This is a genomic window from Luteibacter aegosomatis, from assembly GCF_023078455.1.
Taxonomy (GTDB): Bacteria; Pseudomonadota; Gammaproteobacteria; order Xanthomonadales; family Rhodanobacteraceae; genus Luteibacter; species Luteibacter aegosomatis.
Map to the genome: position 1 here is coordinate 4,715,228 of NZ_CP095740.1, position 26,683 is coordinate 4,741,910.

The 26,683-nt window shown below is 67.4% G+C and carries 27 protein-coding genes; 14 read left to right on the forward strand and 13 right to left on the reverse strand.

The features are described from left to right. Positions 1-37: 37 nt before the first annotated feature. The 7 genes from L2Y94_RS21015 to L2Y94_RS21045 form a co-directional block, all read right to left on the reverse strand. The gene (locus L2Y94_RS21015) at positions 38-874 is read right to left on the reverse strand and encodes a pirin family protein (protein WP_247371941.1); all 837 of its coding nucleotides are present in this window, start codon (positions 872-874) and stop codon (positions 38-40) included. Between the two features lie 182 nt (positions 875-1,056). Beyond that, a complete protein-coding gene (locus tag L2Y94_RS21020) occupies positions 1,057-1,728 on the reverse strand; it encodes a YecA/YgfB family protein (protein ID WP_247371944.1) in 672 nt (223 codons plus the stop codon). Further along, the gene (gene xth, locus L2Y94_RS21025; RefSeq protein ID WP_247371947.1) at positions 1,725-2,492 is read right to left on the reverse strand and encodes an exodeoxyribonuclease III; all 768 of its coding nucleotides are present in this window, start codon (positions 2,490-2,492) and stop codon (positions 1,725-1,727) included. Before xth ends, L2Y94_RS21020 begins: the two co-directional genes overlap by 4 nt. Before the next feature lie 66 nt (positions 2,493-2,558). Further along, positions 2,559-4,607, reverse strand: coding sequence for a M3 family metallopeptidase (locus L2Y94_RS21030; RefSeq protein WP_247371950.1), 2,049 nt, complete (start codon positions 4,605-4,607; stop codon positions 2,559-2,561). Between the two features lie 64 nt (positions 4,608-4,671). Further along, positions 4,672-5,205, reverse strand: coding sequence for a gamma carbonic anhydrase family protein (locus L2Y94_RS21035; RefSeq protein WP_247371953.1), 534 nt, complete (start codon positions 5,203-5,205; stop codon positions 4,672-4,674). A 72-nt stretch (positions 5,206-5,277) separates the two neighbouring features. After that, entirely contained in the window at positions 5,278-5,580 is a 303-nt protein-coding gene (locus L2Y94_RS21040; RefSeq protein WP_247371956.1) for a hypothetical protein, read from the reverse strand. Positions 5,581-5,664: 84 nt separating this feature from the next. Continuing rightward, on the reverse strand, positions 5,665-6,195 hold the full coding sequence (locus tag L2Y94_RS21045; RefSeq protein ID WP_247371958.1) for an energy transducer TonB: 531 nt from the start codon (positions 6,193-6,195) through the stop codon (positions 5,665-5,667). Between the two features lie 284 nt (positions 6,196-6,479). Here L2Y94_RS21045 and L2Y94_RS21050 point away from each other — a divergent pair, with 284 nt between their 5' ends. Beyond that, positions 6,480-9,719 (forward strand): protease pro-enzyme activation domain-containing protein, encoded by a 3,240-nt coding sequence (locus tag L2Y94_RS21050; RefSeq protein ID WP_247371961.1) that lies wholly within the window; start codon positions 6,480-6,482, stop codon positions 9,717-9,719. 949 nt (positions 9,720-10,668) lie between these two features. Here L2Y94_RS21050 and L2Y94_RS21055 read toward each other — a convergent pair. From L2Y94_RS21055 to aroE, 5 genes are all read right to left on the reverse strand, one after another. Beyond that, a complete protein-coding gene (locus L2Y94_RS21055) occupies positions 10,669-12,942 on the reverse strand; it encodes a TonB-dependent receptor (protein WP_247371964.1) in 2,274 nt (757 codons plus the stop codon). Positions 12,943-13,182: 240 nt separating this feature from the next. Then, entirely contained in the window at positions 13,183-13,671 is a 489-nt protein-coding gene (locus L2Y94_RS21060; protein ID WP_247371966.1) for a glutathione peroxidase, read from the reverse strand. A 97-nt stretch (positions 13,672-13,768) separates the two neighbouring features. Then, positions 13,769-14,125, reverse strand: coding sequence for a hypothetical protein (locus L2Y94_RS21065; protein WP_247371969.1), 357 nt, complete (start codon positions 14,123-14,125; stop codon positions 13,769-13,771). 66 nt (positions 14,126-14,191) lie between these two features. Beyond that, entirely contained in the window at positions 14,192-14,452 is a 261-nt protein-coding gene (locus tag L2Y94_RS21070) for a YkgJ family cysteine cluster protein (protein WP_247371971.1), read from the reverse strand. Positions 14,453-14,454: 2 nt separating this feature from the next. Further along, positions 14,455-15,291 carry a shikimate dehydrogenase gene (aroE, locus tag L2Y94_RS21075; protein WP_247371972.1) on the reverse strand — a complete coding sequence of 279 codons (837 nt, stop codon included), beginning with the start codon at positions 15,289-15,291 and terminating at the stop codon, positions 14,455-14,457. Between the two features lie 104 nt (positions 15,292-15,395). On the opposite strand from aroE, the gene L2Y94_RS21080 reads away from it, so the two are divergent. After that, complete coding sequence (locus L2Y94_RS21080) at positions 15,396-15,614, forward strand: hypothetical protein (protein ID WP_247371973.1); 219 nt, start codon at positions 15,396-15,398, stop codon at positions 15,612-15,614. 97 nt (positions 15,615-15,711) lie between these two features. On the opposite strand, the gene L2Y94_RS21085 is transcribed toward L2Y94_RS21080, so the two are convergent. Continuing rightward, positions 15,712-17,196, reverse strand: coding sequence for a RimK family protein (locus tag L2Y94_RS21085; protein WP_247371975.1), 1,485 nt, complete (start codon positions 17,194-17,196; stop codon positions 15,712-15,714). A 244-nt stretch (positions 17,197-17,440) separates the two neighbouring features. On the opposite strand from L2Y94_RS21085, the gene L2Y94_RS21090 reads away from it, so the two are divergent. The 12 genes from L2Y94_RS21090 to L2Y94_RS21145 all read left to right on the forward strand — a co-directional run bounded on the left by L2Y94_RS21090 (position 17,441) and on the right by L2Y94_RS21145 (position 26,682). Then, positions 17,441-17,911 (forward strand): GNAT family N-acetyltransferase, encoded by a 471-nt coding sequence (locus L2Y94_RS21090; RefSeq protein WP_247371977.1) that lies wholly within the window; start codon positions 17,441-17,443, stop codon positions 17,909-17,911. A gap of 41 nt (positions 17,912-17,952) precedes the next feature. Further along, positions 17,953-18,168: an LPS translocon maturation chaperone LptM gene (gene lptM / locus L2Y94_RS21095; protein ID WP_247371980.1), complete on the forward strand. Its 216-nt coding sequence runs from the start codon at positions 17,953-17,955 to the stop codon at positions 18,166-18,168. Between the two features lie 5 nt (positions 18,169-18,173). Next, a complete protein-coding gene (gene dapF, locus L2Y94_RS21100; protein WP_247371983.1) occupies positions 18,174-19,001 on the forward strand; it encodes a diaminopimelate epimerase in 828 nt (275 codons plus the stop codon). 61 nt (positions 19,002-19,062) lie between these two features. Further along, entirely contained in the window at positions 19,063-19,749 is a 687-nt protein-coding gene (locus L2Y94_RS21105; protein WP_247371985.1) for a DUF484 family protein, read from the forward strand. Then, positions 19,746-20,627 carry a tyrosine recombinase XerC gene (locus L2Y94_RS21110; protein ID WP_144912035.1) on the forward strand — a complete coding sequence of 294 codons (882 nt, stop codon included), beginning with the start codon at positions 19,746-19,748 and terminating at the stop codon, positions 20,625-20,627. The genes L2Y94_RS21105 and L2Y94_RS21110 overlap by 4 nt, the downstream gene beginning before the upstream one ends. 174 nt (positions 20,628-20,801) lie before the next feature. Beyond that, positions 20,802-21,335 (forward strand): ATP-dependent protease subunit HslV, encoded by a 534-nt coding sequence (gene hslV / locus L2Y94_RS21115; protein WP_247371987.1) that lies wholly within the window; start codon positions 20,802-20,804, stop codon positions 21,333-21,335. A 3-nt stretch (positions 21,336-21,338) separates the two neighbouring features. Further along, on the forward strand, positions 21,339-22,673 hold the full coding sequence (gene hslU / locus L2Y94_RS21120) for an ATP-dependent protease ATPase subunit HslU (protein ID WP_247371989.1): 1,335 nt from the start codon (positions 21,339-21,341) through the stop codon (positions 22,671-22,673). Positions 22,674-22,712: 39 nt separating this feature from the next. Further along, positions 22,713-23,330, forward strand: coding sequence for a hypothetical protein (locus L2Y94_RS21125; protein WP_144912029.1), 618 nt, complete (start codon positions 22,713-22,715; stop codon positions 23,328-23,330). Positions 23,331-23,453: 123 nt separating this feature from the next. Continuing rightward, on the forward strand, positions 23,454-23,804 hold the full coding sequence (locus L2Y94_RS21130; protein WP_247371991.1) for a gamma-butyrobetaine hydroxylase family protein: 351 nt from the start codon (positions 23,454-23,456) through the stop codon (positions 23,802-23,804). Positions 23,805-23,909: 105 nt separating this feature from the next. After that, the gene (rbsK, locus tag L2Y94_RS21135) at positions 23,910-24,806 is read left to right on the forward strand and encodes a ribokinase (protein WP_247371993.1); all 897 of its coding nucleotides are present in this window, start codon (positions 23,910-23,912) and stop codon (positions 24,804-24,806) included. Next, positions 24,803-25,201, forward strand: coding sequence for a D-ribose pyranase (gene rbsD, locus L2Y94_RS21140; protein ID WP_247371995.1), 399 nt, complete (start codon positions 24,803-24,805; stop codon positions 25,199-25,201). The genes rbsK and rbsD overlap by 4 nt, the downstream gene beginning before the upstream one ends. Beyond that, positions 25,201-26,682 carry a sugar ABC transporter ATP-binding protein gene (locus L2Y94_RS21145; RefSeq protein WP_247371997.1) on the forward strand — a complete coding sequence of 494 codons (1,482 nt, stop codon included), beginning with the start codon at positions 25,201-25,203 and terminating at the stop codon, positions 26,680-26,682. The genes rbsD and L2Y94_RS21145 overlap by 1 nt, the downstream gene beginning before the upstream one ends. Position 26,683 lies beyond the last annotated feature (1 nt).

Below are 26,683 nucleotides of genomic sequence, written 5' to 3' on the forward strand. Positions count from 1 at the left end.
AAGGGCGGCAGCAGACCCTGTACGCGACGATAACCGCCTAGAACTTCCCGGCGCGGAAGTCCGCGATGGCCTCGTGGATCTGCTCCGGCGTGTTCATCACGAACGGACCGTAGCGTGCCACCGGTTCGTCCAGGGGCCGGGCCGCCACGATCAGCAGGCGCGTGGCCGCGTCGCCGGCGCGCAGCGATACCGTGTCGCCGATGCGCGAGAACGCACCCAGGTCGCCGCGAGCCAGCTCCTGGCCGGCCACCTGGGCGGACGCGCCGTCGAAGACGTACGCGAACCCCGCGTGGCCTTCGGGCAAGGGCACGTCGAACGCGGCATGCGGTTCCAGCGAGAGGTCGAGGTAGACCGGTGCCGTGGCCACGCCTCGGACCGCACCCTCGACACCCGCCAGTTCACCGGCGATCACCCGGGCCGTCACGCCGGTCGCGGGATGCACCACGGGAATCGCCGACGGGTCGATGTCCTGGTAGCGCGGAGCCGTCATCTTGTCGGCCGCCGGCAGGTTCACCCACAGCTGGAACCCCCACATGAGGCCTTCTTCCTGCCGGGGCATCTCCGAATGCAAGATGCCGCGCCCGGCCGTCATCCACTGGACGCTGCCGGGGCCGAGATCGCCCGTGTTGCCGTGGTTGTCCTTGTGCCGCATGCGACCGGCGAGCATGTAGGTCACCGTTTCGAAGCCGCGATGCGGGTGTTCGGGAAAACCCTCGATGTAATCGCCGGCCTCGTCGCTGCGGAACTCGTCGAGCAGGAGGAAAGGGTCCAGCGTGTCGAGCGCGGGCTGGCCGATGACGCGCTTGAGCTTCACGCCCGCGCCATCGGACGTGTCGACGCCGCGCACGCGGCGGATGATGTGGCGTTGGGTCATGGCGTGCTCCGGGAAGCCTTTGGACTGTGCACACGATGCGCCCTGGAGTGGCCGATGCCTAGAGCCCTGGAGCGAACGATGCGTTTCGCTTCGCAGGAATCGCGGACAGGGTCCGCTCGCACCCTTCGATAGGAGAGTCCGCTACCGAAGGGTGCGAGCGGACCCTGTCCGCGAAAGGCGTTTCAATGCACCCAATGGCCCGACCGCTGCCGGGGCGGGTGGTCGTCGTCGCTGTCGCGGGGACGCGTCAGCGCCTTGAGTTCGTCCTCGGTGGGCGGCTTGGCCTGCCAGTATTCGCTGACCGCGCTCAGCACCTCGGGCAACTGGCCCAGGCACTCGTCGTATTCGTCATCGGTGAGCTTCTCGAACTCGGCATCGGCCTGGAGCACGCCTTCGTCGACGGCCAACGCCATGACCGGTCCCAACAGCTGCATGAGGTCGGGGTCACCGGCCAGGCGGGCCTCCCACAGGCCGGCGCGCATGTCGATGCCGCGGCTGAAGCCCTCGCACCAGCCCGCCGCGGAAAGCATCGGGCCTTCTTCGGTATCGATCTCGCCCAGGATGGGCTCGTAGGCATCGACGTCGAGCTCGGCCATGATCGAGTCGTTGAGCTTGGCCAGCAGCGCCAGCGTGCGGTTGCCTTCGTCCTCGTCGTCGAACGCCTCGTGCAACACCTCGTGCAGCCATTCCTCGGGCTTGACCTCGAGCGGCCCCACCGCGATGGACGAGAGCAGGCCATGCACGCCGTCGAGCATGAGATCGCCCTCGCCGCCGTGCTTGCGCAGGAAGATGTCGAGTTCTTCGAGCTCTTTGTCGTCGAGGGAGCTCGGCCATTCGGACTTGGGTGTGTTCAAAGCATAAGCTCCAGCGCGACGGGCGCGTGGTCGGACGGTTGTTCCCACTTGCGGGGCGCCTTGTCGATGATCGACGAGGTGGCTACGGATTTGAGCGCATCGCTGATCAAGATGAGGTCGATCCGCAGACCCATGTTGCGGCGGAACGCGGCCTGCCGGTAGTCCCACCAGCTGAACTGGCCGGCCTCGTCGTTGAACAGGCGGAAGCTGTCGTGCAGGCCGGTGTCGAGGATGGCCTGCAGGGCCGCGCGCTCGGGCGGCGAGCAGAAGATGTCTTCACCCCAGGCCACCGGATCGTACACGTCGCGGTCGTCGCGGCAGATGTTGAAATCGCCCAGCACCACCAGCTTCGGGTATTTCGCGATCTCTTGCGCCACGAAGTCGCGCACCTTCTCCAGCCAGTGCAGCTTGTAGGCGTATTTTTCGTCGCCCAGCGCCTTGCCGTTCACCACGTAGAGATCGATGACGCGGACGTCGCCCACCGTGGCCGCGAGGATGCGGCGCTGCGGGTCGTCGAGGGCGTGGATGTCGGTGACCACGTCGATGGGCTCGTCCTTCGCCAGGATCGCCACGCCGTTATAGGTTTTCTGGCCGGAGTAGACCGACCGGTAGCCCATGGCCGCGAGCTCGTCCACCGGGAACTTGTCGTCGGTGAGCTTGGTTTCCTGCAAGGCCACGATGTCCGGCTGCGCCTCGGCCAACCACTGCTGGAGGTGGGGCAGGCGGACCTTGAGCGAGTTGACGTTCCATGAGGCGATCTTCATCGCGCCATTGTAGAGGACTCCCCGGGGAAACCCACATGGCGCCCGGGCGCCATGTGGGTGTCGGGGTCAGGCCAGCCCGTAGCTGCGCAACAGGGCGGCCGGCTCGGGTTCACGGCCGCGGAAGGCTTTGAACGATTCCAGCGCCGGACGCGTGGAACCCATCGCCAGCACCTCGCGGCGGAAACGTTCGCCCGTGGCACGGTCGAGCACCCCGGCCGCCTCGAACGGCTCGAAGGCGTCGGCCGACAGTACCTCCGCCCACAGGTAGCTGTAGTAACCGGCCGCGTAGCCGCCCGCGAAGACGTGGGTGAAAGCGTGCGGGAAGCGCTGCCAGGCGGGCGGGTGCAGCACCGATACCTCGCCGCGCACCGACTCGAGCACGTCCAGCGCGCGGGCGCCCCGGGCGGGGTCGTACTCCAGGTGCAGGCGGAAGTCGAACAGGGCGAATTCGAGCTGGCGCACGAGGAACAGGCCGGCGTGGAAATGCCGCGCCTTCAACATCTTGTCGTAGAGCTCGTCGGGCAGCGGTTCGCCGGTGACGTAGTGCCGGGCGAACAGGCGCAGCGCCTCGCGGTCCCAGGCGAAGTTCTCCATGAACTGGCTGGGCAGCTCCACCGCGTCCCATTCGACGCCTTCGATACCGGCGACGGAGGGGATATCCACCTCGGTGAGCATGTGGTGCAGGCCATGGCCGAATTCATGGAAGAGCGTGAGTACGTCGTCGTGCGTCAGCAGCGCCGGCGCGCCGTCGGTCGGCGGCGGGAAATTGCAGGTGAGGAAGGCCACCGGCAACTGCACGTGGTCGCCGTCGCGGAAGCGGTGTTCGCACACGTCCATCCATGCGCCGCCGCGTTTGCCGGAGCGCGCATAGAGATCGACATAGGCACCGGCGAAGACGCTGCCGTCGGCGTTGGCCAGGTCGTAGTAACGGACGTCCTTGTGCCAGGTGTCCACGTCGTCGCGCGGCCGGAAGGTGACGCCGTAGAGTTTCTCCACCACGGCGAACAGGCCATCGATCACCTGCAGGGCGGGGAAATACGGCTTCAGTTGCTCTTCGTCGAGCGCATAGCGCTGCTGCCGCAGCCGTTCGGCGGCGAAACCGACGTCCCAGGGCTCGAGGTTGTCGATCTTGAGCTCGTCGGTGGCGAACGCGCGCAGTTCGGCCAGTTCTTCCTTCGCGCGCGGTTTGGCACGCTTGACGAGATCGCGCAGGAAATCGAGTACCACCTGGGGCGAAGCGGCCATCTTGGTCGCCAACGATTCCTCGGCGGCGTTGGCGAAGCCCAACAGCTGGGCCGCCTCGTGGCGCAGGGCCATGATGCGCTCGATGCGCTCGGAGTTGTCGAACTTGCCCTTGTCCGGCCCCTGGTCCGACGCGCGCGTCTGGTAGGCGAAGTAGACCGCCTCGCGCAGGTCACGATTCTCGGCGTAGGTAAGCACCGCCTGCACGCTCGGCTGCTTCAGCGTGACGAGGTAACCCTCGAGCTTGGCTTCACGGGCGTATTCGCGCAGCACCGCGCGGCCCGAGGCGGGGATGCCCGCCAGATCGCGTTCGTCGGTAATGTGCTTGTGCCACGCCTCGGTGGCGTCGAGCACGGCGTTGGAGAACTCGGTGGTGAGCCGGGACAGCTCCACGCCGATCTCGCGGAAGCGCGTGCGCGCCGGTTCTTCCAGGGCCACGCCCGAGAGACGGAAGTCGCGCAGCGCGTGTTCCACCGACGCCCTGGCGGCGACCGGCAGTCCGGCGAAGTCGTCGCGGTCGGCCACGGCCTGGGTGGCGGCATAGAGCGCGCGATTCTGCCCCACCTCGAGGCCGTGCTCGGTGAGCTTCTCCTCGGCGATGCCGTGCGCCTTGCGCAGGGCTTCCGAATCGGCCACCGAATGCAGGTGGCTCACGGGCGCCCAGGCCCGGGACATGGCCTGGTCGAGGCGCTCCTGGGCGAGGATCACGTGCTCGAAGTCGCGCAAGGCGCCCTCGGCGGTGATCTCGTCGATGCGCGCGCGCTCCTGGGCGATGAGCCGGTCGATGGCGGGTTCGACGTGCTCGGGCCGGATGGCCGAGAACGCGGGCAGGTCGCCGTTGGGGTCGAGCAGGGGATTGGTGGTGCTGTCCATGGGGGTCTCCTTTCGGTTCCCAGCGTGGTGCTGGGCTCCAGCCAAATCAAGCTGTCCGCGATCCCTACGGAGCGGAGAGATAATCGTCTTTGAGCCGCACGTAGTTGGCCGCGGAGTAATAAAGCTGCTCCACCTGCCTGTCGCTCAGCACGCGAACCATCTTCGCCGGATTGCCCACCCACAGCTCGCGCTCGCCGACCACCTTGCCCGGCGGCACCAGCGCGCCCGCCGCCACGAAGGCGTGCTTCTTCACCACCGCGCCGTCGAGCACGGTGGCGTGCATGCCGATGAGGCAGGCGTCCTCGATGGTGCAGGCGTGGATCACCGCGCCGTGGCCGATGGTGACGTCCTCGCCGATCAACGTGGGAAAGCCGCCCGGGGTATACGGACCGTCGTGGGTAACGTGGACGATGGCGCCGTCCTGCAGGTTGCTGCGCGCGCCGATGCGGATGTGGTGCACGTCGCCGCGGGCGACGGCACCGGGCCAGATCGAGACGTCGTCGGCCAGGTCGACGTCGCCGATCAGGGTGCTGGCCGGATCGACGTAGACGCGTGCACCGAGGCGCGGATGGATGCCTTTGAAGGGCCGGATGGACATGGTGGGGGGAACCGTTGAACGTGGGGCGCAAGAATAACGCCCTTGCGGTTCACCAGGCCGCGCGGCGGCCGCTCACATGAACTTGCCGCCCTTGATGCGGCCTTCCGCGTCGATCTCCGGGAAATAGCGGCTGTTGTTCATGCGGATCTCGCGCGTGGTCATCATGTCGGGCGTGACCAGCAGGACATCGGGGTAGGCCGCGCGGAACTGCTCGGGCGTGGGACGGGTGGCGATGAAGGCGTCGAAGGCCTTCACGTCGGTGACGAAGCCCGCCACGGGCTGCGGCCGCGGCTGGGTGGCCGGGGCGGTCTGGCAGGCGCTGAGCACGGCGCCGCCGAGGGCGGCCATGAAGAAGAGGATGCCGAAACGGTTCATGGGAGAGGCTCCTTGCCTTGGGGAACGCCAAGTATCCCCCTTTCGGGGGTTGCGGACCATGAACGGACCCGCAAATCCGCGCCCCTATGGGATATGGCGCCTCATCGCGTCGGCCCTGGCCTCGTCCTCGGCGGTGACCACCTGCTGCTGCGCGTCGAGCTTGGCGCCCAGGATGATCAGCGTGTAGTTCGTGGGATCGAAGTCTCGCAGCAAGGCGATCTCGCGGCGCGCCTCTTCCAGCTGCCGGCGATTGATCTGCTGCTCGATCTCCTGGGACGCGAACGGCATGGTTTCGCGCAGGGCGTCCTGCGCGGTGGCGTTGCTCTTGTCGAGCTGAAGCACGCTCAGGTAGTACTCGTAGGCGTTGTTGCCCTGCGGCGCGACGAGGCGGCCGTCCTTCGTCGCCTCGCGGGCGAGTCCCAGCAGGATGTCCACTTCGCTGGAATGGCCCGACGGCGCCGCCGCATCGGTGAGCGTCCCGGCCGCGCTCGAAGGTGCCGACACGTGCTGGCCGCGCGTCAGCAGCGTGGCGGCCACGGCCGCGATCACGATCGCGCCCGCGACGGCGGCGAGAACCGCGCGACGGGGCATCGCGGCGGGAAGGGAGTCGAGCATGGGGTGATTCTCGTGGGGCATCCGCGACCAGGCCATCCCCCTGTCGGACGGCCCCGGCGGACGGATCACGGTATCGCCCGATTGTTGCAATCCGGTTGCCGTGCGCGCGGGCACATCGCGGTTTCCCGTCTGGACGTCCAAATGTGATGCCTGTCAGGTTTACTTTCCGGCAATGCGTATACCGTCGGCGGGCTGATCGACCGTGCTGTTGCGGCGTCAGGGGGAGCTTCGAAGCGGGGGAGTTCGGCGGGGGAATCCATCACTCACGCCAAGGGAGTCCACCGATGTTTCGCAGGTATCTCAACCAGCTCGCGCTCGCGGGGCTGACGACGGGGTGTGCCCTGTCGCTGCCGGCCGCCGCCGTCGAGCTGACGCAGGCGGCTCGCGCCGCCGCTCCCGCCGCCACGGTCCGCGTGACCCGGCAGGTGGAGAAGACGTCCACCTTCGCGCTGCCCGGCGGCACGCCGGGACCGGCCGCCGCACGGCACGACCAGGGTGCCATGGCGCCCACCGACGCCATCGACTCGATGACGCTCGTGCTCAAGCGCGACGACGATCGCGAGAAAGCCTTCCGCAGCTACCTGTCGAGCCTCAACAATCCCGGCTCGGGCAACTTCCACCAATGGCTCACCGCCGACCAGCTCGGCGAACGGTTCGGACCGGCGCCCCAGGACGTGCAGGCGGTGAAGCAATGGCTGGCGTCGCAGGGCCTCACGGTGTCCTACGTGTCGCGCGACCGCATGCGCATCGAATTCTCCGGTTCGGCCGCGGCGGTGACCAAGGCCTTCGCCACCGACCTGCATCGCTATGACCTCGACGGCAACCGCCGTTTCGCCAACCGCACGCCCGCGCGCGTACCGGCGGCACTGTCGACGGTGGTCGCCAGCGTGTCGCTGCACAACATCTTCCCCACCGCGCAGCACACGCCGTTCACCCGCACGCAGTTCGACCGCAAGCAGGGCAAGTGGATCGCGCCGGCCACGGCGAAGGCGAATTTCACGGTGCCGCCGGGCACGTCGAATCCGAGCACCACGTACGACATGGTGCCGGCCGACTTCAACCAGGTGTACAACGTCAATCCGCTGTGGAAGCGCAGCCAGCCCGTACGCGGCGAGGGCCAGACCGTGGTGGTGCTCGAGCGCACCAACGTGCTGCCCGGCGACGTGCAGCATTTCCGCGACGCGTTCCTGCCGTCCGATGCGAAAGGCACGTTCAGCATCCTGCATCCGCTCGCCGGCGGCGAAGCCTGCGCCGATCCGGGCCTGAACGGCGATGAGGGCGAAGCCGCGCTCGATGCCGAATGGGCCGGTGCCGCCGCCCCCGACGCCGACATCGTGCTGGCCTCGTGCGCCGACAGCGGCGCCAGCTTCGGGCCGTTCATCGCCGCCTCGCGGCTGCTCGACGGCGGCCCCAACGGCGAACTGCCGGCGCCGGTGTGGAGCCTGAGCTACGGCGCCTGCGAAGCGCAGGACCCGTCCGATGCCTCGCTGGCCGACATCCTGTTCTCGTCGGCCGCCGCCGAAGGCGTCACGGTGTTCGTTTCCTCCGGCGACGGCGGTTCGACGCAGTGCGACCAGGGCGCGCTGTTCTGGTCGACCTCGGGCGCGTCGGTGAACGGACTGGCCTCGTCACCGTCGGTGGTGGCCGTGGGCGGCACCGACTTCAACGACCTGGGCAAGCAGTCGGCCTACTGGACGGCCAAGAACATGCCGTACTACCAGTCCGCGGTGAGCTATATCCCGGAGATGGCCTGGAACAACAGCTGCGCGAGCGAGCACCTGTACACGCTGCTGGGCTACGAGGACGGCGTCACCGCGTGCAACGACGGCTCCGGCCGCGGCGGCGATTTCCTCCAGGTCGGCGGCGCGGGCGGCGGCCCCAGCACGGTGTTCCAGCAGCCCGTGGAGCAGGTCGGCATCCACGGTTCGACCAACCACACCTCGCGTACGATTCCCGACGTGTCGCTGTTCTCCGCCAACGGGATCTTCGGCCATGCGCTGGTGTTCTGCATGTCCGACAGCGCCAACGGCGGCACCGCCTGCGATTTCCGCGATCCCGACGCCGTATTCGCCAACTCCGCCGGCGGCACCTCGTTCGCCGCGCCGGCCATGGCGGGCGTGCAGGCGCTGATCAACCAGGCCAACGACACCCGCCACGGCAACATGCTGCCCGCGCTTTACGGCATCGCCGCGCGCCAGTTCGGCACGGTGGGTTCGCCCAACACCAAGATGCTCAACGCGTGCAACGCCAGCAACGGCAACACGGCCAGCCCCGAATGCGTGTTCTACAACGTGACCGAGGGCGACATCGTGCAGCCCTGCGGCGCGGGCTCGGTCAACTGCGACAGCGGCAAGAACCTCGCCAACGTCGTCGGCATCGTCGAGGGCGGCGATCCCACCACCGGCACGCTGGTGCCCGCCTGGCGCACCAACGTCGGATACAGCCTCGCCACCGGCCTGGGCAGCATCAACGCGGCCAACCTGAGTGATGCCGTCGCCGACTGGTCCGCCCCGGCGCGCCGCGGCTACCAGGCCCCGATGGACCTGTTCTCGCTCAAGAACCTCTTCACCAACGACGGTTACAGCGACTTCGCCTATGTCGATCCGGACAAGGGCCTGCTGCACTCGGTCGCGATGAAGGGCGCGGTCAGCCTTTACGACCAGGCCCAGGCACTCGATGCCGGCCTCACCGTGGTCGCCTCCGGCGATTTCATCCCCGGGCTCGACGCGCTGTCGCTGAAGTCGAACGAGCTGTTGCTTATCGGTACCGATAATCGCCTGCACGTGTGGGTGTCGGCCGCCGACGGCGAATACTTCACCTTCACCGTAGCCGATGCCATCCCCTCCAACTGGAAGCTGCTGGGCGCGGGCGTGCACGACGACAGCGGCGTGCAGAAGTTGGTCTGGTTCGATACCGAGAAGGACCAGATCGTCTGGTGGGCGCTGGATCTCGACCCCAAGACGCAGAACGACATCATCGTCACCGGCAAGTCGTGGCCGAAGAACGGCGTCGCGGGCGCCCAGCCGACACTGGCCGACGTCGACGGCGACGGTTACACCGACATCGTCTGGACCTTCGTCAACGGTACCTCGGTCACGCTGTGGCGCGGCGACCGTCGCGACGGCTTCGTCAGCCTGAAGCTGCCGGATCGTCCGGCCAACACGCGCCTGTTCGGCGTGGGCGACGTCGACGGCGACGGCACCACCGACCTGATCTGGACCAACACCGCCACCGGTGGCATCACGTGGTGGAACATGAATGGCCTCACCGTCACGGGTCGCCATGACCATGCGGTGCCCGCCGGGTACACGCTGCTTTCGGTGGCCGACTACGACGGCGACGGTCGCGCCGACCTGCTGTGGCGCGATGCGAACAACCGCATCGTGCAGTGGCAGAGCACGGGCGGGGACTTCGCGTCGTTCCGCGTGGCCGATGCGTATGGCACCGCGCTCACGTTGGGTGCGAAGGCGATCGTGCCGGCCAACCGGTTCCAGGGGAGCCATCGGTTGCCGACGGCGCTCTGAGCGTTCGTTGGATGAAAGAGGGGCCTGTTCGCCTCAGGCGGCAGGCCCCGTCATTCCTGCGAAGGCAGGAATCCAGCGTCTCCCGTCACCGTGGCGGAAGACGCCGGGCCCCTGCCTTCGCAGGGGCGACGTGAGGTTATTGCCAAGGGGTTCGCGGTCAGCACATCGCGTTGAAGCGGACGTCTGTTCGCCTCAAGGCAGCCGACCCGTCATTCCTGCGAAGGCAGGGGCCAGCGTCTTCCGTCACCGTGGCGGAAGACGCTGGGCGCCTGCCTTCGCAGGGGCGACGTGAGGTTATTGCCAAGGGGTTCGCGGTCAGCACATCGCGTTGAAGCGGACGTCTGTTCACCTCAAGGCAGCCGACCCGTCATTCCTGCGAAGGCAGGGGCCAGCGTCTTCCGTCACCGTGGCGGAAGACGCTGGGCGCCTGCCTTCGCAGGGGCGACGTGAGGTTATTGCCAAGGGGTTCGCGGTCAGCACATCGCGTTGAAGCGGACGTCTGTTCACCTCAAGGCAGCCGACCCGTCATTCCTGCGAAAGCAGGAATCCAGCGTCTCCCGTCACCGTGGCGGAAGACGCTGGGCGCCTGCCTTCGCAGGGGCGACGTGAGGTTATTGCCAAGGGGTTCGCGGTCAGCACATCGCGTTGAAGCGGACGTCTGTTCACCTCAAGGCAGCCGACCCGTCATTCCTGCGAAAGCAGGAATCCAGCGTCTCCCGTCACCGTGGCGGAAGACGCTGGGCCCCTGCCTTCGCAGGGGCGACGTGAGGTTATTGCCAAGGGGTTCGCGGTCAGCACATCGCGTTGAAGCGGACGTCTGTTCGCCTCAAGGCAGCCGACCCGTCATTCCTGCGAAGGCAGGAATCCAGCGTCTCCCGTCACCGTGGCGGAAGACGCTGGGCGCCTGCCTTCGCAGGGCGACGCTAGGTTTCGACCATGCGGCTCGCGGTCAGAACTTCGCGTTGAGGCTTACGAAGTACTGCCGCGGCGCACCCGCCATCAGCGTCTGGTTGTAGCCGTTCGGATCGAAGGCCACGTAACCGTTCGTGCCGGTCGTCGCGAAGTAGCGCTTGTCGAGCAGGTTGGTGGCGTTGAGCCCGATGCTGAGTTCATCCACGCCCGCCACCGCGCCGAAGTCGTAGGCCACGCCGGCGTTCATCACCCAGTACGAAGGCACCGACGAATCGTTGGTATAGGTGATGTAGCGGCGGCCCGTGTACTTGCCTTCGAGGTTCGCGCGCCAGCCCGCGATCTCGTAGCTCACGGCGCTTGAGAACATCGTCTTGGGCACGCCCACCACGTACTTGTCGGCGGTGGGGATGAGGCCGGAGCTTTGGTAATCGTCCTGGTACGTCGAGTGGTTGTACGAGAACGAATTGAGCCAGGACAGTCCCTGCACCGGCTTCCAGATGAAGGCCAGGTCGGCGCCGCGGCTCTTCACGTCGCCCACGTTGTTCAACGACGAGGCGCAGGTGACCACGGCCGGGCAGGGCGTGGTGACGAGCAGGCGGTTTTCGAAGCGCGTATAGAACACGCCCACCGAGGCCTCGAAGGTGTCGCCGTGGGCGCGATAGCCGAGCTGCCACGTCTGCGACTCTTCCGGCTTCAGGCGGCTCTTCGCATCGTCGAAGGCCTGCTGCGAGGTGCTGAAGGGCGTGATGCCGAACGCCGAGAGATTTTTCGCGTACGACGCATAGATGTCCTGGTTGGCGTCGAGCTTGTAGTCGGCACCGGCCTGCGGCAGGAAGCCCTTGCTCGCGCGCATGCGGCCCTGCGCATAGGACGTGGTCGGCACCAGCGAGGTGGCGTCGGTGGTGACGCGCAACGACTTCGCGCCGAAGTTGACGGTCAGCGCGTCGTCGAGGAGGTGTAGCGTATCCTCGGCGTAGGCCATGCGCGTCTTGGTTTCGTAGTGTTGCAGGAACGCGCGCATGAAGGGCGCCTGGTCGTCGTAGACGACGTACAACGAGGTGTACTGGCCACCGAGCGGGAAGAAATTTCGTTCCTGGTTGGTGTTCGCGTCTTCGCCCCACACGCCGATCTCGACGTCGTTGTTCGCCACGCTGAACTTCAACGCGGAGGTGATGCCGTAGCGGTCCAGTCCGTAATCGGTCGTACGCATCGAGATGGGCACCGTCGGCGACGACGCCTGGTACGGCGTGGCCCATTGCCCCTCGCCGCGATCGGCGTGGTAGTAGCCCGTCGCGTCGAGCGTGGCGCCACCGAGGTTGAACGAACCGGAAAGGCCTGCCAGACCGTCGCGACGGATGCCGCCGCCGGCGTAATAGGTGGCGTCGCCCTTGCCGTAATCGGCCGGCAACGCGTTCAGCACGGCCGGGTAATCGCCCTTGCCGTTCAGCGCGTTGGCGATCTGCACGGCGGTGTTCCAGTCCGGCTGGAGGTAATCCCAATCCCAGCCCAATGCGCGCTGGCTGGTGAGGGACAGGTCCATGTAGTCGTATTCCTTGCGCTTGCTGCCGTCGGCGAACAGGCTGATGCGGTTGCCGTCGCCCCATTGATAAACGGCCTTGAGGTTGGCCTGGTTGCTCTTCTGGTCGCCGAAGCCCTTCCACTTGTCGGTGTCGGCGTGGGCGAACGACAGGTACATCGAGAAGCCATCGTGATCGCCGGAGTCGACGCGGGCGAACGTGCGCCGCGTCGAATCCGAGCCCAGAACCTGGCTCACGCGCACGCCGGCCTTCATGTCCGGGTCGGCGGAGTAGAACTGCACCGTGCCGCCGAGGTTGGTGTTCGACGCGGTGCCCAGCGCACCCGCTCCCTGCGCCAGTTCGACGGTGGCGAGGTTCTCGGAGGTGATCGCGCGGGTGACCTGCAGGCCATCGGTGACGCCGTAGCCCATCGTGCCCAGCGGAATGCCGTCGAGGGTGAAACCCAGGCGAGACTGGTCGAAGCCGTGCAGGTTGATCTGCGTGGACCACTCGTAGGCACCCCAGGGATCGGCGGCCTGGAACTGCACGCCCGGCAGCTTATCCAACGCCTTGAGCGGGCTGGAACCCGGGGCCTGCTGGCGCACGATCTCGTCGACGCCGATGCTCTGGATCTGGCGCGTTTCGCCCGGAGCGATGACGGATACCGCTTCGAGTTGTTTCGCGTCGCGGCTGTCGGTGGACGTGGACGGCGTGGTGTCGTCGTCGGCCCTCGCGAGGCCTGCGTACAGGGAAAGGGCAAGAGCGGTGGCCAGGGCGGTGCGGGCGAACGTCATCGGGTGGACCTTGCGGGGAGATGAGTCCCCCAGCGTCCCCGTTTCCCATGTAACGGCCCTTACGCCGATGTGACGTGGGTCTTACGTGTCTTTCACGCGACGCGGTTCGCTGACATCGTTCGGTCACACATCAACCGCCTCGCTCCGCTGGATTCGCCGATACGATCGGCTCCCACCCCTTCGGTAGCAGGCTTACTACCGAAGGGTGGGTGCCGATCGTATCGGCGAATCGAGATGGCCTCAGGCCAGCGCGGGGCTGTCCGCGATCTCCCGCTCGATGAAGTCCGGCGTGAACGCCGGCGCATACCGTTTCACCACCGCTCCCGAGCGGTCGACGAGGAACTTGGTGAAGTTCCACTTGATGTCCTCGGCACCGAGCAACCCCGGCGCGGCGTGCTTGAGCGCGGCATACAGCGGGTGCGTGCCTTCGCCGTTGACCTCGATCTTCGAGAACAGCGGAAAACTCACGCCGTAGGTGAGGTCGCAGAACGACTTAATGTCCGCGTCGGCGCCGGGCTCCTGATTGCCGAACTGGTCGCAGGGAAAGCCCAGGATCTCGAAGCCCTGCCCGCGCATGCGCTGGTACATCGCCTCCAGGCCCTGGTACTGCGGGGTGAACTGGCAGCGCGAAGCGACGTTGACGATCAGCAGCGTCTTGCCGCGATACGCCTCCATGGAGAGCGCCTGCCCGTCGATGGTGCGAACCTGGTGGTCGTAGATGGATGACATGCGGATTCCCGTTCGTGATGCGCTCAGTGTCCACGTCATCGGATGGGATGACAAATCGATTGATGCACTTGCCACGATAGGTTCGTTCAATCGACGATCACAGCAGTGATGCCAGCCAAACGAACAGGAAGTACGACAACGGTGCCGATGCCAACCCCAACAGGAAGCGGGCGCCCAGGTGGGAAGGCCTTGGCACCAGCGCAAGGAGGGACGCGCCGACGACGACCGCGACATAGGGTGCGAATGTCATCGCCCAGGCGGCGTAGAACGCGAAGTCCGGACGGTCCGTCGAGCGCAGGACGTGCGTGACGACGACGGCGGCGTAGAACAACGAAGGAAGTGACACGGCACCCAGCACCACGACCGCGCGTCTGCGGGTCGCCGGCCGGAGATACATGAGCGCCAGCCATCCGGCGGGAACGCCCAACTCGATGCATACCGCGATGAAGGTCAACGTCCTTTCGTCCATAAGCATCCCTCGAGCCGTCCGATGCGGCGTAGCGTAGTCCGTCTCGGAGGCCTATGCCGCCGTGGCCTTCTCCAGCGCCGCCAACCATGACAGCGCGTGCGCGCGACCCGATCCGCACATGGCGGCTTCGGGTCGGAGGCCGTCGCAGACCTTCGGTCGCTCGGGGCGGCCGAAGATCGCGCAGCGGTTGTCGGCGGTGAGCTGTACGCAGCGCACGCCGGCCGGTTTGCCCTGCGGCATGCCGGGGATGGGCGAGCTGATCGACGGGGCGATGCAGCACGCGCCGCAACCGGGGCGGCAGGCGAGTCCCATGCTCAGTAACGCTGGCGCAGTTCGCGGTAGACCGGGTCGGTGTCGGGGCGCTGCCCGTGCCAGCGTTCGAAGGCGTCGGCCGCCTGTTCCACCAGCATGCCCAGGCCGTCGCGGAACCAGTCGGGGCGGACCCCGGCGGCGACGGCCCAACCCTTGAAGCCCGCCGAGGCGGCGCCGTAACACAGGTCGTAGGCCGTCGAATGGTCCTGCACGATGGACATCGGCAGGGCGAAGTCGCCCCCCGTGACGCCGATGGAGGTCGCGTTCACCACGAGGTCGAAGCACTCGCCTTCCAGGCCGTCCCAATAGCGCGTATGGCACCGGGCGGGTTCGCCGATGGCGTCGGCGATCTCGTCGGCACGCTCGGGCGTGCGGTTGACGATGGTGAGCGATCGCACGCCGGCGTCCATGAGCGCCCAGGCCACCGCCTTGGCGGCGCCGCCGGCACCCAGCAGCAGGGCGTCGTGACCGCGCAGGTCGAAACCGTGGCGTTCGGTGATGTCGCGCACGAAGCCGCTGCCGTCGGTGTTGTGCGCCTCGATGCCGCCGCCGACCAGGGGCGTGAGGGTATTGGCCGACCCGGTGCGCGCGGCGGCTTCGGTGTGCTTGTCGGCAAGGGCGAGGGCGACGTTCTTGTGCGGCAGGGTCACGTTGGCACCGAGGCCGCCCTCGGCGAAGAAGCGCTTCACCTCGGCGACGAAGTCGTCCGGCGCGGCGTCGATGGTCCGGTAATCGAGGGCGATGCCCAGCTGCTTCGCGAAAGCCGAGTGGATTTCGGGGGACAGCGAGTGCGCGATCGGGTGACCGAACACGGCGTAACGGTGCGCTTCGGCGCTCATGGAGGCTCCTTCGATGGCTTGGCCCCGCCATTCTACCCAGCCGGTCGCGGTCCGTGAGACGGGGGCCGCCTAACGTGCGGCCCATGCCGCCACGGAGTCACGCCATGAACGACACGCTTTCGCCCCGCCGCATCCGCGCCCTCATCGCCATGGCCTGGCTGGCCGCCGGCGCGCTGCTGCTCCTGCTCACGCCGTTGTCGGCGCATAGCGAGACGTTGGGCTGGTCGCCCGTCTTCTGGCTGCTGCTGGCGCCGGCGAGCGTTCTCGTGGCGATGCGGCCTCGGCTGCCGTTGGAGTTGCTGGGGACGTTGTGGCGGCGGTGAGACAGAAGACGCTGGGCTCCTGCCTTCGCAGGAGCGACGAACGACGGGATTGACCTCTCGTCGCTCCTGCGAAGGCAGGAGCCCAGCGTCTCCCGCTTCAGCCCTTGATACCCAACCGCTTCAACTCCATCCGCCGCAAAAACTCCTGCATGATGCGCAGGTAGAGATCCTCGCCCAGGTACGCATCCTCCACGCCCGCGTCGATCGACGGATTGTCGTTCACCTCGATCACCACCGGGCGGTCGCCCACCTGCTTGAGGTCCACCCCGTAGATACCGTCGCCGATGGTCTGGGTGGCCTTCAGCGCCAGCTTCACCACCTCGCTCGGTGCCTCGCGCACCGGCACCGTGCGGAAGCCGCCCGACTTGGCCGTGCCCTTGGCGCCGTGGTTGTAGATCTGCCAGTGGCCGCGCGACATGAAGTACTGGCAGGCATAGAGCGGCTCGTGGTTGAGCACGCCGATGCGCCAGTCGAACTCGGTATAGAGGTATTCCTGCGCGATCACCAGGGAGCTGTGCGCGAACAGCTCGGACGCCGCCTTCTCCAGCGCCTCGCGCGATTCCACCTTCACGACGCCGCGCGAGAACGAGCCGTCGGGAATCTTCAGCACGAGCGGCAGGCCGAGGCGGTCGGGCAACTCGCGCAACTGCTTCGGATCGTCGCGGTAGAGGATCTCGGTGGTCGGCGTGGCGAGCTTGCGCGACACCATCAGGTCGTTCAGGAAGATCTTGTTCGTGCAGCGCAGGATCGAGGTGGGATCGTCCATCACCACCATGCCCTCCTTCTCCGCGCGATGGGCGAAGCGGTAGGTGTGGTTGTCGCTGGCCGTGGTCTCGCGGATGAACAGGCCGTCGTACTCGGCGAGGCGCTGGTAATCGTTGCGGCCGATCGGGTCGACCTCGATGCCCAGGTGCTTGCCCGCCTCGACGAAGTGCTTGAGCGCCTTCTTGTTCGACGGCGGCATCGCCTCGTTGGGATCGACGAGCATGGCGATGTCGTAGCGGAAGCGCTTGCGCGTGCGCGGCCGTCGCCAGATCTTGCGGGAAAACTTCTCCAGCGCCGTCGCGAACGCATCTTCCTGCGCGTCGTCGAGCGTGTGCAGGCCCACCGGCTTCACCGCCGACACCTGCCAGATCCGGTCGCGCTCGAATTCGATGCGCATGAGCGGGCAGGGGAACATGTCGAAGATCTGCCGGGCGAGATCCTGCAGGTCGGGCAACGCCGTTTCGCCGAAGTAGACCAGCACCCCGAAATCGGTGGTGTCACGGCCGCCCGCGGGCAGGAACTTCTGCAGTTTCTGGTTGAGGTCGTCAATGTCCAGGCCGTAGAGCGAGCGGCGGCGAAGGTCGTTCACCGTGCGCACGGAAGGAATCACCTTGTGCCCGCGCGCCTCGGCCAGCAGCGACACGTAATAGCCCGTACCCAGGTATTTGTAGCTGCGGCACAGGTTGATGACGTGGGTGCGCTCGTCGTCGCCGCCGACCGGCTCGCGGAGGTAGTCCATGGCGGTGACGACGTCGGCGGACGGGTAATACGAGCCCCAGTCGGAGGCCTTCTCCACGACGATGACGAGCCGGCTCATGACACCTCTGCAGACGACGATCCGAGCGTCGTCGGCCCGCCATCGGGCCGAGGCGTTTCGCCGGTTGGCGGCAGTGTGTTCTCCGAGGTGACGGCGCACAAGCGGCCGTCGTGAAACCCATGAGGAAATGTTTAGGAAAAAGTCATTGATCGACGGGACGACGGGGTCTACAGTTCCGCGCTTGCCGATATCCCCGCCGGCCCCGCCGCCGTCTCACCCCACCCGCGCCGGAGTTCCATCACGCATGCGTCCACCCCCGGTTACCGCCGCGGTACGCGTTCGTCGCGCCGAATTGAGCGATCTCGACGACCTGGTCGCCCTCGAGGAATCGAGCTTCGCCCAGGATCGCCTGAGCCGCGCCCAGTACCGCAAGCACCTGGACAGCGAAAGCGCCACCGTCCTCGTGGCCAGCGCCAACCATCGCCGCTTCCTTGGCACCGCCGTGGTGTTCTTCCGCAAGGGCACCACGGTGGCGCGCCTGTACTCGATCGCCACCAAGCCCGAAGCGCAGGGCAAGGGCGTGGGCTCGGCGCTGGTCGCGGCGGCGGAAGACGCCGGCCGCGCGCACGGTTGCCGCGCCTTGCGCCTGGAAGTGCGCAAGGACAACGCCGTGGCCATCCGACTGTACGAGCGCCTGGGCTATAAGCGCATCGGCGAATACGCGGCCTATTACGCCGACGGCGCGGATGCCTTCCGGTTCGAGAAACCGCTCTGAGGTCAGGGCTATACTGGTCGCCGCTAACGCCGGAACCGACCATGCGCCGATCGATGCTCCCTTGCGCCCTCGTCCTCGCCGCCCTGGCCCTGTCGGGCTGCGGCAACAAGGGCCCGTTGTTCATGCCGCCCCCGGCGGCGGCGGCCAAGCCGGCCACGCCCGCGCAGCCCGTGGTGCAACCGGCGCATGCGTCCACCGTGGGACCGGCGCCGGTGAGCACCACGTTCGCCCCGTTCAACCCCGTCATCCACCCGTAACCGCCATGCCCATCCGATTCACCAAGATGCATGGAATCGGCAACGATTTCGTCGTGGTGGACTGGCGCGAGGATGCCGGGCACGTGCCCAACACCGCGCGCATCGTGGCGTTGTCCAACCGCCATACCGGCATCGGCTTCGACCAGCTGCTCAGCATCGAACCGGCGCGCGATCCCTCGTGCGCGTTCTACTACGGCATCTGGAACGCCGACGGCACCCCCTCGGGCCAGTGCGGCAACGGCGTGCGCTGCGTGGCGGCATGGCTGGACCGCGAGGGCGCCATCGAGCGTAACGTGCCGATTCGGCTGGAAAGCCCCTCCGGCCCGGTCACCGTGCGCGTGCTGGGCGAGGGCATCGTCACGGTGGACATGGGCGAACCGGATTTCGATCCCGCGCACGTCCCGCTCGATCGCCCGCCCCATGCCACCTACACGCTCGAGGCCGATGGCGAGGAAGTGAGCTTTGGCGCCGTGTCGATGGGCAACCCGCACGCGGTGGTCTTCGTCGACGACGTGACCGACCCCCGCGTCGACCGTCTCGGCCCGTTGCTCACCCACCATCCGCTTTTTCCGAAGGGCGCCAACGTGGGCTTCGCGCAGCGCCTCGGCGCCGGTCACCTGCGCCTGCGCGTCCACGAGCGCGGCAGCGGCTGGACGCAGGCCTGCGGGACCGGCGCCTGCGCCGCCGCCGCGGTCGCCCATGCGCTGGGCCTCGCCGGCCCCGTGGTCGACGTCGACCTCCCCGGCGGCCGACTCACCATCGAATGGCACGGACCGGGCCACACGCTGTGGATGACCGGACCGGCGGCGTTCGTTTTCGAAGGCGAGGTGTGACGCGGGCCTCCGAACGCGTCACACTGGACCCGGCAAGCACCCCATGAAGGACGTCATCCCCATGACCGACAGCGCGATCGACGGCGACCTCGACCCGGCCACCGTGGCGTCCTGGCTGCGCCGCCACCCCGATTTTCTCGCCGATTACCCCGAATTGGCCGATGCCCTCGTGCTGCCCACGCGCAACGGGCCGGCCACCTCGCTCGCCGTGCACCAGATGCGTTCGCTGCGCGAGAAAAACGCCGAGCTCGACACGCGCCTGCGCGAACTCTCGACCATCGCGGGCGAGAACGAAAAGCTCATGCGTCGCGTGCACGGCCTGATGCTGGCGCTGCTCGGCGCCGGCGGCATCGAGGAAACGGTACGCAGCGTCGTGCGCCGGCTCACCGACGACTTCCAGTCCGAGCGCGTGCGGCTGGTGTTTTTCGGCGACCTCGCCGGCCTGCCCGACGAACCCTGGCTGCTGCGCGAGTCGCGCGGCAGCGCCGGCCTGCCCGAGTTCGCCTCGTTCCTCGAACACGGCGAACCGGTGGCCGGCCGCCTGGCGCCCGAAAAGCTGCACCGCCTGTTCGGGGCGGAAGCCGCCGAGGTTCGCTCGGCCGCGCTGATGCGCGTCGGCCCCGATGCCATGCTCGCCATCGGCAGCCTGGATGCCGACCGCTTCCATCCGGGGATGGGCACGCTGTTCCTCGACATGATTTCCACCACCGTGGGCTCGGCGATCCAGCGGGCCCGGAAGGCCGCGTGACACCGCGCGAGGCCGTCGAGGCCTTCCTTCGCCATTTCTCGGCGGAGCGGGCCCCCTCGGCGCACACGCTCTCGGCGTACCGCCGCGACCTGGAAAAGCTGCTGCGTTTCATGGAAAACGAGGGCATAGCCGGCTTCGACGCCCTCGCGCCCGACCGCCTGCGCGGCATGATCGCCCGCGAACACCGTGGCGGTCTCGCGCCGAACAGCATCCAGCGCCTGCTCTCGGCCTGCCGCACGCTGTTCCGTTACCTCAACCGCGAAGGCCGCCTTGCCCACGACCCGGCGGCTGGCGTGCGCGGTCCGAAGGTACGCCGCAAGCTGCCGCACGTGCTCGACGTGGACGAGGCCAAGCAACTGGTCGAAACCACGCTGGGCGACGCCCACGGTCCACGCGATACCGCGATGATGGAGTTGCTGTATTCCAGCGGCCTTCGCCTGTCCGAACTGTGCGGCCTGCGCTGGGGCGACCTCGACCTCGACGACGGCCAGGTCCGGGTGCTGGGCAAGGGCAACAAGATGCGCCTGCTTCCCGTGGGGCGCCACGCCGTGACGGCGCTGCGCCAGCTCGCCGCGCTCGGAGGCAACGGCCCGGAGCAACCCGTGTTCAAGGGCCGTGGCGACGGGCCGATCAGCCCGCGTACCGTGCAGAAGCGCCTCAGCCTGCTCTCGGCGGGAATGACCCACCACGTGCACCCGCACATGCTGCGCCACACTTTCGCCAGCCACATGCTCGAGTCCTCCGGCGACCTGCGCTCGGTGCAGGAGCTGCTGGGGCATGCGGACATCGCCACCACGCAGATCTATACGCACCTGGATTTCCAGCACCTGGCGAAGGTGTACGACGCGGCGCATCCGAGGGCGAAGCGGAAAGCGTAAGGCCCGGGTTCCTGCTTCTTCTCGGGAACGACGAACGGCACGATCCAGCGCCGTGTACGGAAACCTCACGCCGTTCCCGCGAAGGCGGGAACCCGGCGTCTTCCGCCCGCCCTCACCCTTGCCCGGCAGCCACCCGCCCCCACATCTGCCGTTCCACCCGGAAGCGAGAACCCCATGGAACCGATGCACGCCACGACCATCGTCTGCGTTCGCCGGGACGGCAAGGTCGTCCTCGGCAGCGACGGCCAGGTCACCCTCGGCAACACCGTCATGAAGTCCAACGCGCGCAAGGTGCGCCGCCTGGGCAAGGGCGACGTGCTGGCCGGCTTCGCCGGCGCCACCGCCGACGCCTTCACGCTGTTCGAGCTGTTCGAGGAGAAGCTGGTCAAGCACGGCGGCAACCTCACCCGCGCGGCCGTGGAAATGGCCAAGGAATGGCGTACCGACCGCCGCCTGGGCCGCCTGGAGGCCATGCTGGCGGTGGCCGACAAGGAGGCGTCGCTTCTCATCTCGGGCAACGGCGACGTGCTCGAACCCGAGCACGGCCTCATCGCCATCGGCTCCGGCGGCCCTTACGCGCAGTCCGCCGCGCTGGCCCTGCTCGAAAACACCGACCTGGATGCGCGCACGATCGTGGAGAAATCGCTGAAGATCGCTGGCGATATCTGCATCTATACCAATCACAACTATTCGATCGAAGAGCTCTGAGCGATGTCCGAACTCACTCCCCGCGAGATCGTCAACGAACTGGACCGCTACATCATCGGCCAGCACGACGCCAAGCGCGCCGTGGCCATCGCCCTGCGCAACCGCTGGCGCCGCATGCAGCTGGAGCCGGGCATGCGCGACGAGGTCACGCCGAAGAACATCCTGATGATCGGCCCCACGGGCGTCGGCAAGACCGAGATCGCCCGCCGCTTGGCCACCCTCGCCAACGCGCCGTTCGTGAAGGTGGAAGCCACCAAGTTCACCGAGGTGGGCTATGTGGGCAAGGACGTCGAATCGATCATCCGCGACCTCGCCGACGTCTCCTACAAGCTTGTGCGTGAGCAGGGCAAGGCCCGCGTGCGCAGCCAGGCCGAGGATGCCGCCGAAGACCGTCTGCTCGACGCCCTCCTGCCGCGCCGCCAGGCCACCGGCTGGGACGACACCGGCGCCGCGCCGGCCATCGACAGCGACACCCGCCAGAAGCTGCGCAAGCAGCTCCGCGAAGGGGCGCTCGACGACCGCGAGATCGAGCTGGATTTCGCCATGAACGTCGGCGTGGAGATCATGACCCCGCCGGGCATGGAGGAAATGAGCCAGCAGCTGGGCCGCATGTTCCAGAACCTCGGCGGCAGCAAGTCGCAGAAGCGCAAGATGACCATCCGCCAGGCCCGGCCGCTGCTGGAAGAGGAAGAGGCCGGCAAGCTGCTCAACGACGACGAGTTGCGCAGCCGCGCGGTGCATGCCGCCGAGCAGAACGGCATCGTCTTCATCGACGAGATCGACAAGGTGGCCCAGCGCTCCGAGTGGGGCGGGGCTGGCGTGAGCCGTGAGGGTGTACAGCGCGACCTGCTGCCGCTGGTGGAGGGTTCCACCGTCTCCACCAAGTACGGTCCGATCAAGACCGACCACATCCTGTTCATCGCCTCGGGCGCGTTCTCCCTGGCCAAGCCCTCCGACCTCATCCCGGAACTGCAGGGCCGCCTGCCGATCCGCGTGGAGCTGAGCGCGCTCTCGGTGGACGACTTCAAGCGCATCCTGCGCGAGCCGAACAACGCCTTGACCAAGCAATATGTTGCGCTGCTGCAAACCGAAGGCGTCACCCTCGCGTTCACCGACTCGGGCATCGACCGCCTGGCCGAGGTGGCCTTCCAGGTGAACGAGCGCACCGAAAACATCGGCGCCCGCCGCCTGCATACGGTCATGGAGCGGCTCCTCGAGCGCATTTCCTTCGAAGCTGCTGACAAATCCGGCGAAAACTACTCCATCGACGCCGAACATGTCGATAAATCCCTCTCGTCCCTGGTCAAGGACGAGGACCTGAGCCGTTACATCCTCTGAACAAGGGGGCCCCGGCCCCCTGCTAAACTATTGACCACTATGGGCAAGGTTATCCAACTCAAAACGAACGGCCAGCGGGCCTCCTTGCGCGAAGCGCAGGACAACCGCCAGCTGATTCGCATCTGGCGCGGCGAACTCGAACACGGCAGCTTCTGCGGCTACGTGGGTGGAGTGGGCCGCGAATTCTTCCTGCTGTGGGTCATCGGCGACGGCGTCAGCTATGACGGCATGTACATCATGCGGCATCGCGACATCTCCGAGTACGAGGCGCCCGACAAGCATGCCGGCTTCCTGGAGAAGGCGCTGGCGCTGAAGGGCATCGCCCCGACACCGCCGGACGACTTCCCGCTCGACGACATCACCCAGGTGATCAAGGCCGCCTCGGCGCATGCGCCGGTCATCGGCGTTCACGTGGACAGCGAAGACGAGTCCGAAGTCTGCTACATCGGCCGGCTGGTCAGCGTGGAGGAGGAAGGCTTCAACATGCAGGAGATCACGCCCGACGCGGAATGGCTGCGCGAACCGTCGTTCTTCTCGTGGGACGAGGTCTCCACCGTAAGCATGGAAGACGCCTATGCCACGTCGCTTCTGGCCGTGGCGGGCGACCCGCCGCCACTGGAACGTGGCACCGGCGACGGCTTCGGCCACGCGCACTGAGATTCGCCGATACGATCGGCTTCCCCCTTCGGTAGTGAGGTGGCTACCTAAGGGGTGGGAGCCGATCGTATCGGCGAAAAGCATTTCGACGGAGCGTCGCGCTCCGGCCATCCCAGGCTTCCCATGCCACGCCCCACCGACATCACCCTGCACCAGGCGTCCCGCGTTCTTGAAGTGACGTTCGACAACGGCGAACGCTTTCGTCTCGCCTACGAATACCTGCGGGTGAACTCCCCCAGTGCCGAGGTGCAAGGGCACGGCCCAGGCCAGAAGGTTCTCGTATCGGGCAAGCGCCACGTCGGCATCACCGCCGTCGAGCCCACCGGCCACTACGGCATCCTCATCCGCTTCGACGACGGCCATGCCAGCGGCATCTTCGGTTGGGACACCTTGTACGACCTCGGCCGCGCGCACGACACCGCCTGGCCGGACTACCTCGCCCAACTGGAAGCACGCGGACTTTCCCGCGAATGAACCCGCGTCGCCCGGGAATGCATCCATTCAAGGCAACCCGGGCACGCAAGGCGTATATTGCTCCGCCATCACGCCGCCCCCACCGGCGAACCGGAGCAAACTGACATGACGCGAATCGTCGTCGTCGGCAGCATCAACATGGACCTGGTCACCCTCGCGCCGCGCTTCGTCGCGCCGGGCGAAACCCTGACCGGCGAGCGCTTCCTCACCATTCCCGGCGGCAAGGGCGCCAACCAGGCCGTAGCCGCCGCGCGACTCGGCGCGCAGGTGGCGATGGTCGGCAACGTCGGCGACGACGCGTTCGGCCAGCAGCTCTACGACGGCCTCAAGGCCGAAGGCATCGACGTGACCCACGTCGCCCGCGTCGACGGCGTCGGCAGCGGCACCGCCTCGATCACCGTCGCCGGCGGCGAGAACCAGATCGTCGTGGTGCCCGCCGCCAACGGCCGGGTCACGCCCGCGCAGGTGGACGCCGCGCGCGATGTCATCCGCGGTGCCGACGCGCTGCTCGTGCAACTGGAGATCCCGCTCGACGCGGTGGATGCCACGCTGCGCATCGCGGAAGAAGAGGGCGTGCCGGTGATCCTCAACCCCGCACCCGCGCAACGGCTGCCCGCCGAATGGCTGCGGCGCGTGCGCTTCCTCACGCCCAACCAGCACGAGCTGGCCGCCGTGCTCGGCGACGACGGCGATACCGACTTCCGCGAACTGATGCGCCGCGCGCCGTGTCCGGTGGTGCTTACCCGCGGCGAGGAAGGCGCATGGTTCCGCGACGGCGACGAAGCGCCGCGACACCAGGCCGGTTTCACGGTCGACGCGGTGGACAGCACGGGCGCCGGCGATACCTTCAACGCCGCGCTGGCCGTCTACCTGGCCCAAGGCCTCGACGTGGCCGTGCGCGGTGCCTGTGCCGCCGCCGCGATCAAGGTATCCCGCCTCGGCGCGCAACCGGGCATGCCGCGCGCCGACGAGGTAGCCGCCTTCCTGGAGACGCATCGATGAAACGCAGCGGCCTGCTGCATGCCGAACTCAACCGCGTGATCGCGGCGATGGGTCATACCGATACGTTGGTGATCGCCGACGTCGGACTGCCCGTGCCGCCCGGCGTGCCCTGCATCGACCTGGCCGTCGTTCCCGGCACGCCGTCGTTCGCCACGGTATTCGAGGCGGTGTATGCCGAATTCGCCGTGGAAAGCGCCACCGTGGCGAGCGAGGTCCGCACGAAGAATCCCGCCCTCGTCGCGCTGGCCGAACGGCTCGCGGGCGAGGGCGTGGCCGTGAACGAACTCTCCCACGACGACCTCAAGCGACTGAGCGCCCGCGCCGTGGCCGTGGTGCGCACCGGCGAAACCTCGCCCTACGCGAACATCATCCTGCATGCGGGCGTGACCTTCTGATGGCCGCACCGCTCATCCGCATGCACGACATCCACAAGGCCTTCGGCCCGGTGAAGGTGTTGGAGGGCGTCGACTTCGAACTGCTGCCGGGCGAAGTGCACGCGCTCATGGGCGAGAACGGCGCGGGCAAGTCCACGCTGATGAAGATCCTCACCGGCATCTACGCACCGGACTCGGGCGACATCGAGGTGGACGGCAAGGCGGCGAGCATCGCCTCGCCGGCGGACGCCGAGAAGCACGGCATCGCCATCATCCACCAGGAACTGAACCTCATCCCCTCGCTGAGCGTCGCGGATAACCTGTTCCTCGGCCGCGAGGTGCATCGCTTCGGCCTGCTCGACCGCAAGGCGATGGACAGGCGCGCGAAGGAGTGGCTCGCGCGCGTGGGGATGGAGAAGCTCGATCCCGGCACGCTGGTGGAACGCCTTTCGGTCGGCCGCCAGCAGATGGTGGAGATCGCCCGTGCGCTGGGCCAGAACGCCCGCGTGCTGATCATGGACGAGCCCACCGCCGCGCTCACCGAAAGCGAAACCGCGACGCTGTTCCAGCTGATCCGCGAACTGCGCGGGCAGGGCACGGGCATCGTCTACGTGTCGCACCGCATGGAGGAGATCTTCGCGCTGTGCGATCGCATCTCCGTGTTGCGCGACGGCCAGTTCGTCGGCACGCGCGACGTGCCGGGCCTCGCCTTCGACGAGGTGGTGAAGATGATGGTCGGGCGCACGCTCGACGCGCGCTTTCCCTCCCGCACGCCGAACATCGGCAGCGTGCGCCTGAAGGTCGAGCACGTCACCGGCGGCATGGTGAAGGACGTCAGCTTCGACCTGCATGCGGGCGAGGTGCTCGGCGTGGCCGGCCTGCTCGGCGCCGGTCGCACGGAGCTGGCGCGCCTTTTGTTCGGCCTCGACAAGATCGATTCGGGCACGGTCACGCTCGAAGGCAGCGTGGTCACGCCGACCTCGCCGAACGAAGCGATCCATGCCGGCTTCGGCTTCGTCACCGAAGACCGCAAGGCGCAAGGCCTCGTGCTCGACCTCAGCCTGCGCGAGAACGTGAGCCTGCCGCGCGTACCCGCGCGCGGGGGCCTGGTCGACCGGCCCGCCGAGAAGAAACAGACGCGCGGGCTCATCGATGCGCTGAAGATCCGCACGCGCGACATGGAGCTCGACGTGCGTGCGCTGTCCGGCGGCAACCAGCAGAAGGTGGTGCTGGCCAAGTGGCTCGCGCTGAAGCCGCGCGTGCTCATCCTCGACGAACCCACGCGCGGCGTCGACGTGGGCGGCAAGGCCGAGATCTACCACATCATCAACCAACTGGCGGAGCAGGGCGTGGCCATTCTCATGATTTCCTCGGAACTTCCGGAGGTGCTCGCGATGAGCGATCGCATCCTGGTGATGCACGAGGGCCGCGCCACCGCCCTGCTCGACGCGCACGGCGCCACGCAGGAAACCGTGATGACCGCCGCGACCGGAGGCAAGTGAC